This is a genomic window from Leclercia sp. W17 (assembly GCF_003336325.1).
GTDB lineage: Bacteria > Pseudomonadota > Gammaproteobacteria > Enterobacterales > Enterobacteriaceae > Enterobacter.
The window spans coordinates 3074676-3092446 of the sequence record NZ_CP031101.1; the positions used below are offsets into that span (position 1 = coordinate 3074676).

General features: G+C 56.9%; 11 protein-coding genes, 1 tRNA gene, 1 other RNA gene and 1 pseudogene. 6 read left to right on the forward strand and 8 right to left on the reverse strand.

Going from position 1 to position 17771, the window contains the following annotated elements:
* Nucleotides 1–26: 26 nt before the first annotated feature.
* On the reverse strand, nucleotides 27–932 hold the full coding sequence (locus DVA44_RS15335) for a LysR family transcriptional regulator (RefSeq protein ID WP_114387451.1): 906 nt from the start codon (nucleotides 930–932) through the stop codon (nucleotides 27–29).
* 110 nt (nucleotides 933–1042) lie between these two features.
* Here DVA44_RS15335 and DVA44_RS15340 point away from each other — a divergent pair.
* From DVA44_RS15340 to DVA44_RS15355, 4 genes and pseudogenes are all read left to right on the forward strand, one after another.
* Nucleotides 1043–1903: pseudogene (locus DVA44_RS15340) on the forward strand (pirin family protein).
* Between the two features lie 20 nt (nucleotides 1904–1923).
* The gene (locus DVA44_RS15345) at nucleotides 1924–2601 is read left to right on the forward strand and encodes an isochorismatase family protein (protein ID WP_114387452.1); all 678 of its coding nucleotides are present in this window, start codon (nucleotides 1924–1926) and stop codon (nucleotides 2599–2601) included.
* Between the two features lie 146 nt (nucleotides 2602–2747).
* Nucleotides 2748–2835 (forward strand) — tRNA-Ser (locus DVA44_RS15350).
* A 44-nt stretch (nucleotides 2836–2879) separates the two neighbouring features.
* A non-coding RNA gene (locus DVA44_RS15355) (RtT sRNA) lies at nucleotides 2880–3016 on the forward strand.
* Between the two features lie 184 nt (nucleotides 3017–3200).
* Here the strand turns inward: DVA44_RS15355 and DVA44_RS15360 are convergent.
* The 5 genes from DVA44_RS15360 to efeU all read right to left on the reverse strand — a co-directional run bounded on the left by DVA44_RS15360 (nucleotide 3201) and on the right by efeU (nucleotide 9736).
* A complete protein-coding gene (locus DVA44_RS15360; protein ID WP_114387453.1) occupies nucleotides 3201–4694 on the reverse strand; it encodes a sodium:alanine symporter family protein in 1494 nt (497 codons plus the stop codon).
* A 452-nt stretch (nucleotides 4695–5146) separates the two neighbouring features.
* Nucleotides 5147–5938: a phosphate starvation-inducible protein PhoH gene (phoH, locus tag DVA44_RS15365; protein WP_168192048.1), complete on the reverse strand. Its 792-nt coding sequence runs from the start codon at nucleotides 5936–5938 to the stop codon at nucleotides 5147–5149.
* A 500-nt stretch (nucleotides 5939–6438) separates the two neighbouring features.
* Entirely contained in the window at nucleotides 6439–7722 is a 1284-nt protein-coding gene (gene efeB, locus DVA44_RS15370; protein ID WP_103823669.1) for an iron uptake transporter deferrochelatase/peroxidase subunit, read from the reverse strand.
* A 4-nt stretch (nucleotides 7723–7726) separates the two neighbouring features.
* Nucleotides 7727–8854: an iron uptake system protein EfeO gene (gene efeO / locus DVA44_RS15375; RefSeq protein WP_114387455.1), complete on the reverse strand. Its 1128-nt coding sequence runs from the start codon at nucleotides 8852–8854 to the stop codon at nucleotides 7727–7729.
* Between the two features lie 48 nt (nucleotides 8855–8902).
* Nucleotides 8903–9736, reverse strand: coding sequence for an iron uptake transporter permease EfeU (gene efeU, locus DVA44_RS15380; RefSeq protein ID WP_114387456.1), 834 nt, complete (start codon nucleotides 9734–9736; stop codon nucleotides 8903–8905).
* Nucleotides 9737–9986: 250 nt separating this feature from the next.
* Between efeU and DVA44_RS15390 the strand changes: the two genes are divergently transcribed.
* Nucleotides 9987–11171 (forward strand): NupC/NupG family nucleoside CNT transporter, encoded by a 1185-nt coding sequence (locus DVA44_RS15390; protein WP_114387458.1) that lies wholly within the window; start codon nucleotides 9987–9989, stop codon nucleotides 11169–11171.
* Between the two features lie 83 nt (nucleotides 11172–11254).
* Here DVA44_RS15390 and DVA44_RS15395 read toward each other — a convergent pair whose 3' ends face one another.
* A complete protein-coding gene (locus DVA44_RS15395) occupies nucleotides 11255–11674 on the reverse strand; it encodes a DUF3574 domain-containing protein (protein ID WP_114387459.1) in 420 nt (139 codons plus the stop codon).
* A 103-nt stretch (nucleotides 11675–11777) separates the two neighbouring features.
* Nucleotides 11778–13286, reverse strand: coding sequence for a sodium/proline symporter PutP (putP, locus tag DVA44_RS15400; protein ID WP_103179028.1), 1509 nt, complete (start codon nucleotides 13284–13286; stop codon nucleotides 11778–11780).
* 421 nt (nucleotides 13287–13707) lie between these two features.
* On the opposite strand from putP, the gene putA reads away from it, so the two are divergent.
* Nucleotides 13708–17670 (forward strand): trifunctional transcriptional regulator/proline dehydrogenase/L-glutamate gamma-semialdehyde dehydrogenase, encoded by a 3963-nt coding sequence (gene putA, locus DVA44_RS15405; protein ID WP_114387460.1) that lies wholly within the window; start codon nucleotides 13708–13710, stop codon nucleotides 17668–17670.
* Nucleotides 17671–17771 lie beyond the last annotated feature (101 nt).

A 17771-nucleotide genomic window follows, 5' to 3' on the forward strand; every position in this document is an offset into this window, starting at 1 on the left:
CCGACCTACGAAACCCAAACCCGGCTTCATTCCTCCACCATCCGCGCATACTCCTCGGTCAAAAAATCCACCAGCGTTCTGACTGACGGCAACAGCCCGCGCCGGGAGGGATAGACCGCATGGATCACTTCCCGTCGTGGCTCCCACTCTTCCAGCACTTTTATTAATGCCCCGGACGCCAGCTGCTCTTTGACCATCAAAATGGGTAACTGCACCAGCCCCACGCCCGCTATCGCTGCTTCCCGTAGCGCCAGCATATCGGTGGTCATCAGGCGCGGCTGAAAATGGATCTCCGCTTTTGCCCCCTCCGGCCCGCTTAACGCCCACTTATGAACCTGTCTCCCCTCCCCCAGACTCAGGCCAGGCCAGGCGCTGAGCTCCGATGGCATGGTCGGCAAACCCAGACGCTGGATCAACTGCGGACTCGCCACCAGGCAGTGCCCTCTGTCTGCAAGCACCCGCAACACCAGATCGCTGTCATCAAACGGGCGAGGACGCACACGGATGGCGATATCAACACCCTCCGCCACCAGATCCACCCGCCGGTTGGTCGCCTCAAGCTGGAGGTTAATTCCGGGGTAATGCGCCATAAACTTAGCCAGCATCGGCCCGACGTGAACGTGCAGCAGCGTAACCGGGCAGGTGATCCGCACCAGGCCGCGCGGTTCCGCCTGCAAGGCCGCGACCGCCTCCTCCGCTGCCTCGGCTTCTATCAGCATCGCCTTGCAGTGCTGATAGAAGGTCTGCCCCACTTCAGTAACCGTAAACTGCCGCGTTGTCCGCTGGATCAGACGTACCCCAAGCCGCGCCTCCAGCTGGGCAATCCGTCGGCTGAGTCGGGATTTTGGCAGGTCGAGCGCCCGTCCGGCCGCCGCGAAACCGCCGTGCTCCACCACTTTAACAAACCACGCGAAATCATTGAGATCCTGCATAACGCCCTCATCGTTCCATAAATGGAACAGTGCATGTCATTTTCACTATCTACCGGGATATTAACCCTGAATATAAGCTAATTACATCAACAGAACATCAGGAGAATACGATGAAAAACGTAACAGGCATTTATACCGCACCCCGGCCGCACTGGGTTGGCGACGGTTTCCCGGTGCGTTCAATGTTTTCATACCAGACCCACGGGGAGCCACTAAGCCCGTTTTTACTGCTGGATTACGCCGGGCCTTATTCCTTCCCGGCGGATGGTGCGAAACGCGGCGTGGGCCAGCATCCCCACCGCGGTTTTGAAACGGTGACCATCGTCTATTCCGGCGAAGTTGAGCACCGCGACTCAACCGGTAAAGGCGGCGTGATTGGCCCGGGTGACGTGCAGTAGATGACGGCAGGTGCTGGCATCCTGCATGAGGAGTTCCACTCCAGCGCTTTTGCGCAAAACGGAGGGGAACTAAAAATGTTGCAGCTGTGGGTCAACCTGCCTGCGAAGGACAAGATGGCGGCACCGGGCTATCAGAGCATCACAAAACGTCAGATCCCGGTGGTGACGCTGCCTGACAACGGCGGATCGCTACGGGTGATCGCCGGACGCTACGAGGAGACCACCGGTCCGGCGCACACCTACTCGCCGCTGAACGTCTGGGACATCGCCCTGCATCAGGGCAGCCACCTTACGCTCAGCCAACCCGAGGGCTGGAGCACCGCGCTGGTAGTGCTTGAAGGCAGCGTGACGGTAAACGGCACCGAACAGGCGGGTGAAGCCCAACTGGTGGTGCTGAGCCAGCAAGGGGAGAAGCTGCATCTGGAAGCCAGCAGCGACGTCAAAGTGCTGCTGATGGCCGGTGAGCCGCTGAATGAGCCGATTGTGGGCTATGGTCCATTTGTGATGAACAGTCAAACCGAAATCGCCGAAGCCGTTCGCGATTTCAACTCCGGCCGCTTCGGCCAGATCTGAATGTAATAAAGGAGAGAATCATGTCTACCCCTGCTAACTTTAACGGCGCCCGTCCGGCTATTGATGTCGATGATGCGGTGATGTTGCTTATCGATCACCAGAGCGGCCTGTTCCAGACCGTGGGTGATATGCCGATGCCGGAGCTGCGTGCCCGCGCCGCGGCGCTGGCAAAAATCGCCACTCTTGCGAATATCCCGGTGATCACCACTGCCTCCGTACCGCAAGGGCCAAACGGGCCGCTGATCCCGGAGATCCACGCCAATGCGCCCCATGCGCAGTACGTGGCGCGTAAGGGTGAGATCAACGCCTGGGATAATCCGGACTTCGTCGCTGCTGTGAAGGCGACCGGGCGCAAAACGCTGATTATCGCCGGTACCATTACCAGCGTCTGCATGGCCTTCCCGTCGATCAGCGCGGTGGCTGACGGCTATAAAGTATTTGCGGTGATCGATGCTTCGGGCACCTACAGTAAAATGGCGCAGGAGATCACCCTGGCGCGTATCGTGCAGGCTGGTGTCGTGCCGATGGATACTGCCGCCGTCGCCTCGGAGATCCAGCGCACCTGGAATCGTGAAGATGCAATGCAATGGGCAGAAGTCTATACCCATATCTTCCCGGCTTATCAGCTGCTGATCGAAAGCTACGGTAAAGCGCAAGAGGTGGTGAAGAACGGGGAAGCACTCGATTCACAGCGCTAATCGCCTGCTCCACGGCCTGAAAACCGTGGAGCTGCTTATTGCTTAACCGAACGCGCAGTAAAGCAGAAAATCTGCTTGACCGTTTTAGCCTGACTCCCTATAGTAGCGCCCCGTTGCCCCCGAGAGGAAAGGCAGCAAAACAATATGGTGAGGTGTCCGAGTGGCTGAAGGAGCACGCCTGGAAAGTGTGTATACGGCAACGTATCGGGGGTTCGAATCCCCCCCTCACCGCCATATTTAAAGAAGAGCTCGCATGAAAATGCGGGCTTTTTTTTCGCATATTGCACGCCTGTGGGGGGATGAGAACCCCCGACCGGGGTTCGACAACTGGCGACAGCCAGTTGGACAGACCACGAACGCAGTGAGTGGGCTGCCCGTAGGGCGAGCGCAGCGAGTCAATCCCCCCTCACCGCCATATTTAAAGAAGAGCTCGCATGAAAATGCGGGCTTTTTTTTCGCATGTTGCACGTCTGTGGGGGGATGAGAACCCCCGACCGGGGTTCGACAACTGGCGTAGCCAGTTGGACAGACTGAGAGCGCAGCCCCCTCACAACGCCATTAAAAAAGCCCGTACTTGCGTACGGGCTTTTTTCGCACCATCAACTTACCGTCCGGCCTCCCGGCAGAGAAGATGTCTGATCCGGGTTCACACCCGTTTCATCTTTACGCTCCTTAACCCAGTGATCGGCATTTTTAATTCCAAGCCGGATCGGGTCAAATTGTGGATCGATACCTTGCGCTTTCTGCGTTTCATAATCTTTAAGGCTGGCAAATGCTTTTTTATGTAAAAGAACAATAGCAATAATGTTAAGCCACGCCATCAATCCGACCCCAATATCGCCCAGCCCCCATGCCAGATCCGCAGTACGCACGGTGCCATATACCGTGGAGGTTAACAGGAATATTTTCAGCAAGAACGTCAGCCATGGGCGGTTAATTTTGCGGTTGATAAAGGCAATATTTGTTTCAGCAATATAGTAGTAGGCAATAATAGTGGTGAAGGCAAAGAAGAACAGCGCAATGGCGACAAAGTAGTTACCAAAACCAGGCATCATACTTTCCATCGCGGTCTGCACATAGCCAGGGCCTGCCGCCACGCCTGCGATGCCGGTGTAGATTGCCGCGCCGTCGACGCCCTGAACATTATACAAGCCGGTGATCAACAGCATAAACCCGGTAGCGGAGCAGACGAACAGCGTGTCGATATAGACTGAGAAAGCCTGAACCAGCCCCTGTTTTGCCGGATGACTGACTTCGGCTGCTGATGAAGCATGTGGCCCTGTACCCTGCGCAGCCTCGTTGGAATAAACCCCGCGCTTTACGCCCCACATGATCGCCTGCCCCAGAACGGCACCAAAGCCCGCTTCAAGGCCAAATGCACTTTTCCAGATCAGCAGAATTACGGAAGGCAGCTGTTCAATATTAATAGCGATAATAACGCAGGCCACAATAATATAACCGAGCGCCATAAAAGGAACGACCATGCTGCTAAAGCTGGCGATCCTTTTTACACCACCGAAAATAATGAAGCTTAACAGTATGGCCAATAATGCGGCGGTAACATTCGGATTAAGTCCGAAGGCAATATCCAGGCTGGCACCAATAGAGTTTGCCTGTACGCCTGGAAGCAATAAGCCGCAGGAGAAAATAGTCACTACAGCAAATAACCATGCGTACCATTTTACGCCCAGCCCTTTTTCAATATAAAAGGCAGGACCGCCACGATATTCACCGTTAATTTTCTCTTTATAAACCTGACCCAGCGTGGATTCAACAAAAGCAGAGCTGGCCCCCAAAAAGGCTACCATCCACATCCAGAACATCGCGCCAGGACCACCAAAGGTAATGGCGGTCGCTACGCCGGCGATATTCCCGGTCCCCACACGTCCTGCCAGCGTCATCGTCAGTGCCTGAAACGACGACACCCCTGCATCGGTGGCACGCCCCTGAAACATCAGCGCGACCATATGTTTAACATGGCGTAATTGCAGAAAGCGACTACGCAGTGAGAAATAGAGGCCGACACCCAGGCATAAAAATATTAACGCCGGGCTCCAGATAACACCATTAATTGCACCAACCAGTTCGTTCATGTATGGCCCTCAGCGTGATGGTCCAGAGAAAACGGATTCCCTGGAAGTTTCTTTATAGAATTGTGTTTGGATAACTACGAAACATAGATAATAGCCGGAAAGAGACCAACTTAATATTCGCATGGCAGTAATGAATTGTGACAACATTCACGTTTAATCGATTATTTATAATTAGCCTGATCATGATTTTCATACATATTTTGTGGGTATTATGATTTAATATCACACTTCTGCATTTTTTATTAAAAAGCCCATTTTGAATTAACGTTAAGACTTATAGATACAGCAAAACGTTGCATAATACCCGGCATTTTCTATACGAAATAAGTATGACATCATCATAATGTGATCTTTAAATAGACAACCCAACAGAAGTGTTTCGACAGACGCAGCTTCCCGGCATTGCGCCGGGAAGGGATTGCAGAAGAAAGTAAAACGAGAAGGTTATGCCATTACCGGGAATAGACCTGCAGCGTCCGCTGACACAGCGCCGAGCGCACGCAGTCGTCTTTATTGAAACGCACAATGCCCACCATCTCATCTTCCTCAAAACGTGCCAGCGCGTCGCTCAGCCCGGACGGAACGCCCGCCGGCAGGTCGCACTGGGTGATATCGCCATTGACGATAACCGTCACGTTCTCCCCGAGGCGCGTTAAGAACATCTTCATTTGCGCAGCAGTTACGTTCTGAGCCTCGTCGAGAATCACAACTGCATTTTCAAATGTACGTCCGCGCATATAGGCGAACGGCGCAATTTCAACCTTACCGATTTCGGGACGCAGGCAGTACTGCATAAAAGAGGCCCCCAGACGCTTCACCAGCACGTCATAAACGGGCCGGAAGTAAGGGGCAAATTTCTCCGAAATATCGCCTGGCAAGAAACCGAGATCTTCATCGGCCTGCAGTACCGGACGGGTGACAATGATTTTATCGACGTCCTTATGAATCAGCGCCTCCGCCGCTTTGGCTGCACTTATCCACGTTTTCCCGCACCCGGCTTCCCCGGTGGCGAAAATGAGCGACTTATTCTCAATAGCATTCAGGTACTGCGCCTGAGCGTCGTTGCGTGCCGCAATCGGGGTCGTATCACGGCAGTCCCGCGCCATGCCAATTGCTTCAACACCACTCATCTGCACAAGCGAGGTGACCGACTCTTCTTCACGCTGTTTATGGCTACGTGAATCCCGTCTCAGCACACGTTTTGCTTCACGACGAGCTTTGATCACTGCTTTTTGTCTTCCCATGGATAGCACCTTGAGTTGTTGGTATTCATCACTCGCACCAGAGTCGGTGCGATTAGGCGAACAAACATCTGAGGGTTGGCTTCCTTCTAAGCCATAGCTTGCTTGGTTAAATGACCCGGCCGAATCGCTATGCTCACCATTCGTCAGGTCGGAAAAATTAGGATTTGCTGTGGAGGGGGAGAATTTTTCGGTGAAGAGATCGCTGCCGGAGTGTGGGCCTCCGCGCCGTGTGCTGCGGTTGTTGCGTTTACCATGTCCAGTTGAGGACCCAACCATTCGCGATCTCCAGAGTGATTCATGTTCACTGTAAGGTTTACCGCTTTCTTAATCTAAGTACATCAGGATTTAGCATGAATGCAACATTATTTTTACCTGAATGCAACTTTTAAGATTCGCCTGACAGCGATACTTAGTCTGCTATGGGGATATTACAGAATTATAACAAAGAGATAGCGGGACGTGAAAAAACGGTCCCGCTTAAGGGGTAAGCGGGACGGGAATCAGGCCTCAAGCAGCCCCTGGGCAAGCCAGCCGTTTTTATCCTGTACGCCAGGCAGCGCAAAGAAGTAGCCTCCGCCGATGGGTTTGACGTACTCCTCCAGCGCCTCGCCGTTCAGGCGCTTCTGCACGGTCAAAAAGCCCTTCTCAAGATCGTGCTGGAAGCAGACAAACAGCAGCCCCATATCCAGCTGACCGGAATTGGTCACCCCCAGCGAGTAGCTGTAGCCCCGGCGCATCATCAGGTTTTGTTCAGTCTCCTGCGTGCGCGGGTTAGCGAGGCGGATATGGCTGTCGAGGGCGATAACATTGCCCTCCGGGTCGCTGGCGTAATCCGGCACGTCGTGCTCGTTCTTCATGCCCAGCGGCGCACCGCTCTGCTTATCGCGGCCAAAAATGGTCTGCTGTTCTTTCAGCGGCGTCCGGTCCCAGAACTCCACGCGGAACTGGATAATGCGTACAGCCTGATAGCTGCCGCCCACCGCCCAGGCCGGTTCGCCCTGATCGGCGGTCACCCACACCACCCGATCCATTAACGGCCCATCCTGGCTGTTGGGGTTGGCGGTGCCATCCTTAAAGCCGAGCAGATTCACCGGGGTCTCTTTGCCTTTGCTGCGCGCGGCGTGGTCAGAGATAAACCCTTCCCGCTTCCAGCGCACGCTTAACAGATCCGGGGTGTGCTTGATGAGATCCCGCAGGGCGTGGATCACCGTGTCCTGGGTATTGGCGCAGATCTGGATCAGCAGATCGCCATGGCACAACGCCGCATCCAGGGAGTCATTCGGGAAGCGCACCATCTTCTGCAACGATTTCGGTTTCTGCGCCGCCAGACCAAAGCGGTCATCAAAAAGCGACGCCCCCAGCGACACCGTCATGGTGAGGTTATCCGGGGCGATATAGCTCCCCAGAATACCGGAATCCATCGGCGGCAGACGCGGGTTCGGCGTCTCAGGCGCCGGGCCGCCGGTGGTCAGAAAGGTAATGCGCTGGGTCAGCAGACGGAACAGACGCTCCAGCTCGCTTTTATCGCTGGCGAGCACGTCAAAAGCCACCAGCATCATCGAAGCCTGCTGCGGGGTTAAGATCCCGGCCTGATGCAGGCCGTGAAACGGCTGGGTCTCCATCCGCGCATCCGGGGAGAGCGTGCCCGGCGCGCTCTGCGGTTTTGCCGCATGCGCCACCGGACAGCCACCCGCCAGAGCAAGGGCGCCGCCAAGCGCCCCTACCCCTTTTAACAACCGACGTCGTGAAGGTTCAGCCACGTCGTACTCGTCATGCTTGTTCATCAACTTAGTCCAGACTCAGTACACCGCGCAGCTGCGCCAGATCTTCCGCCAGGGTGGTAATCGGCCCTTTCAGGGCGTTACGGTCGGCATCGGTCAGCTTGTCGTAAGTCTCAAAGCCCTCTTTGGTGCGGTATTTCGCCAGAATGGTATTCACTTTCTTAAAGTTGGCATCCACTTTTTCCAGCAGGGCGCTGTTATCTTTTTGCAGCTGAGGACGCAGCAGGTCAACGATCTTCTGCGCGCCTTCGACGTTGGCCTGGAAGTCCCACAGGTCGGTATGGCTGTAGCGATCTTCTTCCCCACTGATCTTGCTGGCGGCCACTTCTTCAATCAGCCCTGCCGCGCCACCCACCACTTTTGACGGCGGGAAGGCCAGTTCGCTGATGCGTTTTTGCAGCTCCAGCACGTCGCTGTTCAGCTGCTCCGCGTACTGCTCCATCCCTTTGGTGGAATTGTCGCCAAACAGCGCTTTCTCCAGACGGTGGAAGCCGGTGAATTTCGGATCGGCGGCTTTCTGCTCGTAGTCGTCTTCACGGGCGTCGATGCTGCCATCGAGATCCGAGAAGAGCTCGGCAATCGGCTCGATACGCTCGTAGTGCTGACGGGTCGGCGCATAGAGGGATTTCGCTTTTTCGATATCGCCCGCTTTCACCGCGTCGGTAAAGGCTTTAGTACCTGCGACCAGATCCGCGGTCTCTTTAGTGACGTACGCTTTATAGGCGGTAATGGCATCGCCGAGGCTTAGCAGCGCGTCGCCTTTGGCAGCATCGGCAGTGGCGGCACCTTTCACGATCAGCTTGCCTTTCGGGTTGGTCAGCAGGCCGCAGGTCATGTCGTATTCGCCCGGCTCAAGGTTGGCGGTCATCTTTTGGCTAAAGCCCGGCGCGATGTTTTCCCGCTCTTCCACCACCATCACTCCTTTAAGGATCTCCCACTCCAGCGCTTTCTGGCTGTGGTTCTGAATGATGAACTGGGTTTTACCGCTGTTGACCGTGATGGTCATCGGCTCACACTGTTTATCGTTGACGGTAACTTTTACCTGTGGAACATCCGCGGCCTGTGCGGCGAATGCAGAAGCGATCAGCGCTGCCACGCCAGCCTGTAATGCACTGCGACGAAAGTGGATTGCCATGACTTTTCCCTTAACCTTTTAGAGTATGTTGTAACTACAATGAGCACTTCAGGGCGCAGTACGCGACGGCTGAGCGCTGGGGCGCGATGACATGAAGAACAGCGCCAGCGCCGGAATAAGATAGATAAAGTACACCGCCACTTCGCTGACGCTCGGCGTCTCCTGGTAGCCAAAGATCCCTTCCAGCAGGGTACCGGTCAGCGAATGGGTAGAGAGGAAGTTACTGAGATCGAACGCTACCTCCTGGAAGTGGTTCCACAGGCCCGCCTCATGGAAGGCGCGGATCGCCCCCGCCGCCAGCCCGGCAGCCACCAGCAGAATAAACAGGCTGGTCCATTTGAAGAAGGCGCCCAGATTGAGACGAATGCCGCCCCAGTAGAGCAGGAAACCGAGCACCACCGCGGTCGCCAGGCCCAGCACCGCACCCAGCGGCGGCCAGATCCCGACATCCTGCTGGAAGGCGGCCAGCAGGAAGAAGACCGACTCCAGCCCTTCACGCGCCACGGCGAAAAAGACCATCATAATCAGTGCCCAGCCGTGGCTGTTGCCCTTCGCCAGGGCACTGTCCACCGCCTGCTCCAGCTGGACTTTGACGTTACGGGACACTTTACGCATCCAGAAGACCATCCAGGTGAGGATCATCACCGCAATCAGGGCCACGATCCCTTCAAACAGCTCCTGCTCTTTTTGGGGGAATTCACCGGTGGTTTCGTTGATGGCAATGCCCAGGCCCAGGCAGAGGGCGGCAGCAAGGAAGACACCAATCCACATCACGCCGATCCAGCGGCCCCGCTGGGTGCGTTTCAGATAGCTGGCGATAAGACTGACAATTAAGGCTGCTTCGAGCCCTTCACGTAACATAATGAGGAATGGAACAAACATGCGACACCTTAAATGTTTTTCGCCGTCAACTCATGCAAAGAAAGGTAAATTCTTGTGATAGTGATTATCATTACGGCAATAAGAAATACAAGCGAAATATGCTGCATTTTGATGACAGGATGTAAACCCGTACCGGGAAAATAGTCACATAAGTGACTAAAAGGTGAATAAGTTATAACGTAAATGCCCATTTACGCTTACAGCAGGCTGTGGCTAAATATGCGCCTCATTAATCTGCTGAAAATCAACTATGTATCAATTCCTGCACTTCTTGCTGGCGCTGGTGGTTATCCTTGCGCTGGCCTGGCTGGTGAGCTTCGACCGCCGCAACGTCCGTATTCGCTACGTCATTCAACTCATTGTCATTGAGATTGCGCTGGCGTTCTTTTTCCTCCATGCCGAAAGCGGCCTGTTCGTTATTCAGTACGTCTCGGGCTTCTTTGAATCGTTACTGAAATATGCCGCCGAAGGGACCAACTTTGTCTTTGGCGGGATGGGAGAAAAAGGGCTGGCGTTTATTTTCCTTGGAGTGTTGTGTCCGATTATCTTTATTTCTGCGCTGATCGGCATTCTGCAGCACTGGCGCATTCTGCCGGTAATTATTCGCGTTGTCGGCACCCTGCTGTCGAAAGTGAACGGCATGGGCAAGCTGGAGTCGTTTAACGCCATCAGCTCCCTGACGCTGGGCCAGTCAGAAAACTTCATTGCTTACAAAGGGGTGCTGGGCGATCTCTCCTCGCGTCGTCTGTTCACCATGGCGGCTACCGCGATGTCCACCGTGTCGCTCTCCATCGTCGGCGCCTATATGACGATGCTGGAGGCAAAATATGTGGTCGCGGCGCTGATCCTGAATATGTTCAGCACCTTTATCATCCTCACGGTGATTAACCCCACCCGCCCGGAGGCGGAGCCGGAAATTAAGCTGGAGAAGATGCATGAGTCCCAAAGTTTCTTTGAGATGCTGGGGGAATATATTCTGGCTGGCTTCAAAGTGGCAATGATTATTCTGGCGATGCTGATTGGCTTTATCGCCCTGATCAGCGCCGTCAACGCCCTCTTCTCCAGCCTGTTTGGTTTGAGCTTCCAGCAGATTCTGGGCTATGTCTTCTATCCCCTTGCCTGGCTGGTGGGGATCCCGCTGAGCGATGCCCTGCATGCGGGCGGCATTATGGCGACCAAGCTGGTAGCGAACGAGTTCGTGGCGATGATCGAGCTGCAAAAGATTGCCGCAGAGATGACCCCGCGCGGGCTGGGCATTCTGTCGGTGTTCCTGGTCTCCTTCGCTAACTTTGCCTCTATTGGCATTGTCGCCGGGGCGATTAAGGGGCTGAACGAGAAACAGGGCAACGTGGTGTCACGCTTCGGTCTGCGCCTGGTGAACGGCGCGACGCTGGTGAGCCTGTTGTCGGCGAGCTTTGCGGGATTAGTGTTGTAGTTTGTTGCCCGGCGGCGCTGCGTTTGCATGGACCTACAGGATAAGTAGGCCGGGTAAGCGCTAGCGCCACCCGGCAGGGTTTATCAGAACTGCACGCACACCGGCTGGTCAACGCGCATCACCGACTCCTGGGCGAAGCGCGTTTTATAGATCCCGCGCAGCGCCTCAATATTGCTCTCACTTTGCGCATCTTTACCGTGGATCAGCATCAGCGCCTTGCTCGCCTCACGCGCCACTTTTCCGTCGTTACCCAGCCACTGCCCGCGGGCATCAAATACCGTTAAGCCATCACGAAAACGTGGCGTGACGTCCTGGTCCACAAACTGCTGCCACTCCTGACCGGTGATCGCCTCCCCTGCCGGACGATTCAGGCCGAAATAGAGGGTGGTTTGCTGCATCTGATTATCGGCTTTGCAGGTGTTGTCCGCGGTGCTGTGTGAGGGGGCATTACAGCCTGCCAGCAGTAAAATCGCGCCCGCCATAAGTCCATTTTTAAGTCTCATTCTTCGCTATCCTCATTGTAATTTGCCCAGCGATATCAGCGTAAATCACGGAAATTAGCAATAAAAAAAGCCGGGCAAGCCCGGCTTATAGCGTGTCTGTCACTTACTGCGCCTGCAACTTCGTCGGCGCGGTGGTGTGGTACTGCGCGTCGGCTTCCGCAAAGCGTTTCTGCATTGAGGTAGATGGCGCTTTACCCATCAGGCTGAAGACCACGATCCCGATGCTGCCGAAGATAAAGCCCGGAATGATTTCATACAGGCCCAGCCAGGCGAACTGCTTCCAGACGATAACGGTAACCGCACCGATGATCATCCCCGCCAGGGCGCCATTACGGGTCATGCGGGACCACATTACGGAGAACAGCACCACCGGACCAAAGGCGGCACCAAAGCCCGCCCAGGCGTAGCTCACCAGACCCAGCACGCGGTTTTCCGGGTTTGACGCCAGCGCGATGGCGACCAGCGCCACCACCAGCACCATAAAGCGGCCGACCCACACCAGCTCTTTCTGGCTTGCGCCCTTACGCAGGAAGGCTTTGTAGAGATCTTCCGTGATGGCACTGGAGCAGACCAGCAGCTGGCAGCTCAGGGTGGACATCACCGCCGCCAGAATAGCGGAGAGCAGAATCCCGGCGATCCACGGGTTAAACAGCACCTGCGCCAGCTCGATAAACACGCGCTCGGCGTTCTGGTTTACTGCACCTGCCAGCGACGGGTTGTTGTTGAAGTAGGCGATACCGAAGAAGCCCACCGCACAGGCACCGCCCAGGCAGAGGATCATCCACGCCATACTGATACGACGGGCATGAACGATGGTGTGGTGCGAATCCGCCGCCATAAAGCGCGCCAGGATGTGCGGCTGGCCGAAGTAACCCAGCCCCCAGCCCATCAGCGACACGATGGCAACAAAGTTCAGCCCTTTCAGCATATCGACGTTTTCGATGCTCTTCTGCTGGATCACCGCCAGGGAATCACCCAGGCCGCCCACGGAGAGGATAACAATTACCGGGGTCAGGATCAGGGCAAAAATCATCAGGCTGGCCTGCACGGTGTCGGTCCAGCTGACCGCCAGGAACCCGCCCACGAAGGTATAGAGGATGGTCGCCGCCGCGCCCGCCCACAGTGCGGTTTCATAGCTCATGCCGAAGGTGCTTTCGAACAGGCGCGCGCCTGCCACGATGCCGGAGGCACAGTAGATGGTGAAGAAGAGCAGAATCACTAATGCGGAGATAATACGCAGGATGCGGCTGTTATCTTCGAAACGGCCGGTGAAGTAGTCCGGCAGGGTCAGGGCGTTGTTGTTAGCTTCGGTGTGCACGCGCAGACGCCCGGCCACCAGCTTCCAGTTAATCCATGCCCCCAGCGTCAGACCAATGGCGATCCAGCTTTCTGAAATACCGGAGATAAAGATGGCGCCCGGCAGGCCCATCAGCAGCCAGCCGCTCATATCTGACGCGCCCGCAGAGAGCGCCGTCACGAACGGCCCAAGGCTTCGCCCGCCGAGAATGTAGTCGTCAAAGTTCTTGGTAGAACGCCATGCAAGGAACCCTATCAGGATCATGCCAAAAATATAGATAAGAAATGTCACCAGCATCGGTGTGCTAATTGCCATTTAAATACTCCGCAAAGATGTTCGACAGCCTTTTTGACCGTCTTTATTACACCCCCGGAACGAGAGGGTGATGATGTGTGTTTCTGTTGGCCGCGCGTATCCTGCCGTATGCGCCTCCATGACACAAACGATTTAACACTGCATTTACATGAATTTCATCCCCGGTTTCACACCAGTTTCCTGGAGGTTGCACTCGCTCACGTTTTTTGAGGTTGCACCTACAAAAAGTGTTAAGCGCCGCATGAAAACAGGGTTGATCGCTAAAATCCACAACTTTTTTTACGGTTAACCATCACGTAACATTCCATTCATTTTCCAGCTTGCAAACCGGGTCACATTTAACGTGGTTGCACAAAGTTGCAACATAGTGGATATTTCACGTTAACTACACTAGCGCTACTGAATCACAGGAGTTTTTGGCATGGGCATGACCACCATGGGGGTTAAGCTGGATGATGCGACCCGCGAACGGATTAAATCGGCTGCGACCCGAATTGACCGCACGCCACACTGGTTAATCAAGCAGGCGATCTTTAACTATCTGGAAAAACTGGAGAGCAATGACGATCTGCCAGAGCTGCCTGCCCTGCTGGCCGGTGCCGCCAACGAGAGCGACGAACAGGCCGAGGCCGTCGAAGAGGTCCACCAGCCGTTCCTTGAGTTTGCCGAGCAGATCCTGCCCCAGTCGGTGAGCCGTGCGGCCATTACCGCCGCCTACCGTCGCGCCGAGACCGATGCCGTGCCGATGCTGCTGGAACAGGCGCGTCTGCCGGAGCCAGTCGCCTCCCAGGCGCACAGCCTGGCGTATCAGCTTGCCGAAAAACTGCGTAACCAGAAAACGGCCTCCGGCCGCGCCGGCATGGTGCAGAGCCTGCTGCAGGAGTTCTCCCTCTCCTCTCAGGAGGGCGTGGCGTTAATGTGTCTGGCGGAAGCGCTGCTGCGTATCCCGGACAAAGCGACCCGCGACGCGCTGATCCGCGACAAGATCAGCAACGGTAACTGGCATTCGCACATTGGCCGCAGCCCGTCGCTGTTCGTTAACGCCGCCACCTGGGGCCTGCTGTTCACTGGCCGTCTGGTCTCCACCCACAACGAAGCGAGCCTCTCCCGCTCCCTGAACCGCATTATCGGCAAGAGCGGTGAACCGCTGATCCGGAAAGGCGTGGACATGGCGATGCGCCTGATGGGTGAGCAGTTCGTCACCGGCGAAACCATCGCCGAAGCGCTGGCTAACGCCCGCAAGCTGGAAGATAAAGGCTTCCGCTACTCCTATGACATGCTGGGCGAAGCGGCGCTGACCGCCGCCGACGCGCAGGCCTATCTGGTCTCTTACCAGCAGGCGATCCACGCCATCGGTAAAGCCTCCAACGGTCGCGGCATTTATGAAGGCCCGGGGATCTCCATCAAGCTCTCCGCCCTGCACCCGCGCTACAGCCGCGCCCAGTACGACCGGGTGATGGAAGAGCTCTATCCGCGCCTGAAGTCCCTGACCCTGCTGGCGCGCCAGTATGACATCGGCATCAACATCGACGCCGAAGAGGCCGACCGCCTGGAGATCTCCCTCGATCTGCTGGAAAAACTCTGCTTCGAGCCGGAGCTGGCGGGCTGGAACGGGATTGGCTTTGTCATTCAGGCCTACCAGAAACGCTGCCCATTCGTCATTGATTACCTGATTGATCTCGCCACCCGCAGCCGTCGCCGCCTGATGATCCGTCTGGTGAAGGGCGCCTACTGGGACAGCGAGATCAAACGCGCGCAGATGGAGGGTCTGGAGGGTTATCCGGTCTATACCCGCAAGGTCTACACCGACGTCTCCTACCTCGCCTGCGCCAAAAAGCTGCTCGGCGTGCCGAACCTGATCTATCCGCAGTTCGCCACCCACAACGCCCACACCCTGGCGGCCATCTATCAGTTGGCCGGTCAGAACTACTATCCGGGCCAGTACGAGTTCCAGTGCCTGCACGGCATGGGTGAACCGCTGTACGAGCAGGTCACCGGTAAAGTGTCCGAGGGTAAACTGAACCGTCCGTGCCGTATCTACGCCCCGGTCGGTACTCACGAAACCCTGCTGGCGTACCTGGTGCGTCGTCTGCTGGAGAACGGGGCCAACACCTCCTTCGTTAACCGCATTGCCGATGCCACCCTGCCGCTGGATGAACTGGTGGCGGACCCGGTACAGGCGGTGGAAAAGCTGGCCGCCCAGGAGGGTCAGGTTGGTCTGCCGCATCCGAAGATTGCCCTGCCGCGCGAGCTGTACGGCAATGGCCGCATCAACTCCGCGGGCCTCGATCTGGCGAACGAACACCGTCTGGCGTCGCTCTCCTCGTCACTGCTCAACAGCGCCCTGCAAAAATGGCAGGCGAAACCGATCCTGGAGCAGCCGGTCAGCAATGGCGAAATGCAGCCGGTGATCAACCCGGCCGAACCGAAAGACATTGTCGGCTTTGTCCGCGAAGCGACCGAAGAGGAAGTGGATCTGGCCCTCGACAGCGCGGTGAACAATGCGCCGATCTGGTTCGCCACCCCGCCGCAGGAGCGTGCAGCCATTCTGGAGCGCGCTGCGGTGCTGATGGAAGATCAGATGCAGCAGCTGATTGGCATTCTGGTGCGTGAAGCGGGTAAAACCTTCAGCAACGCCATCGCCGAAGTGCGCGAGGCCGTTGACTTCCTGCACTACTATGCCGGTCAGGTGCGTGACGATTTCGACAACGAAACCCACCGCCCGCTGGGCCCTGTGGTCTGTATCAGCCCGTGGAACTTCCCGCTGGCGATCTTCACCGGCCAGATTGCCGCCGCCCTTGCCGCGGGTAACAGCGTGCTGGCCAAACCGGCGGAACAGACCCCGCTGATTGCCGCTCAGGGGATCAATATCCTGCTGGAAGCGGGTGTCCCGGCGGGCGTCGTGCAGCTGCTGCCAGGCCGCGGCGAGACCGTGGGTGCCAAACTCACCGCCGACAACCGCGTGCGCGGCGTAATGTTCACCGGCTCCACCGAAGTGGCCTCCCTGCTGCAACGCAACATCGCCACCCGTCTGGATGCCCAGGGCCGTCCAACGCCGCTGATTGCGGAAACCGGCGGTATGAACGCGATGATCGTCGACTCCTCTGCCCTTACCGAGCAGGTAGTGGTGGACGTGGTAGCCTCCGCCTTCGACAGTGCCGGACAGCGCTGCTCTGCCCTGCGCGTGCTCTGCGTGCAGGATGAAGTGGCCGATCACACCCTGAAAATGCTGCGTGGCGCGATGGCGGAGTGCCGGATGGGCAACCCTGGCCGTCTGACCACCGACATTGGCCCGGTGATCGACGCCGAAGCGAAAGCCAACATCGAAAACCACATCCAGGCGATGCGTGCCAAAGGCCGTCCGGTCTACCAGGCGGTGCGTGAGAACAGTGAAGATGCCCGCGAGTGGACCAGCGGCACCTTTGTGGCGCCAACCCTGATTGAGCTGGCGAGCTTCGATGAGCTGAAGAAAGAGGTGTTTGGCCCGGTGCTGCACGTGGTGCGCTACAACCGTAACAACCTCGACCAGCTGATCGCGCAGATCAACGCCTCCGGCTACGGTCTGACCCTGGGGGTGCATACCCGTATCGATGAAACCATCGCCCAGGTGACCGGCAGCGCGAAGGTCGGCAACCTGTACGTGAACCGCAATATGGTCGGTGCGGTCGTGGGCGTGCAGCCGTTCGGCGGCGAAGGGCTGTCGGGCACCGGTCCGAAAGCCGGTGGTCCAATGTACCTCTATCGCCTGCTGGCTAACCGTCCGGCCAATGCGCTGGGCGTCACCCTGGCGCGTCAGGATGCGCAGTACGCGGTAGACACCCAGGTGAAAACGGTGCTGACCCAGCCGCTGGAAGCATTAAAAGCCTGGGCAGAAAAACGCCCTGAACTGCGCGAGCTGTGTCAGGAGTATGGCGAGCTGGCCCAGGCCGGTACCCAGCGCGTATTGCCAGGGCCAACGGGCGAGCGCAACACCTGGACGCTGATGCCGCGCGAGCGTGTGCTGTGCGTGGCGGATAACGAGCAGGATGTGCTGATCCAGCTGGCGGCAGCGATGGCGACCGGGTGTGAAGTGCTGTGGCCGGAAGATAGCCTGCACCGTGACCTGGCGAAGCAGCTGCCGAAGGCGGTGACGGAACGGATTCGTTTCGCCAAAGCCGATGTGCTGACCAGCCAGCCGTTTGACGCGGTGATCTATCACGGTGACTCCGACCAGCTGCGCGAGCTGTGCGAGCAGGTTGCGGCCCGCAACGGGGCGATTGTCTCCGTGCAGGGCTTCGCCCGGGGTGAAACCAACCTGCAGCTGGAGCGTCTGTACGTGGAGCGTTCGCTCAGCGTGAACACCGCAGCAGCAGGGGGTAACGCCAGCCTGATGACCATCGGTTAAGCGTGCAATCTCTCCCCGGTGGCGCTACGCTTACCGGGGCTACAGAGATGACATTCTGTTTTAGTAGGCCGGATAAGCGCAGCGCATCCGGCTTTTTTATA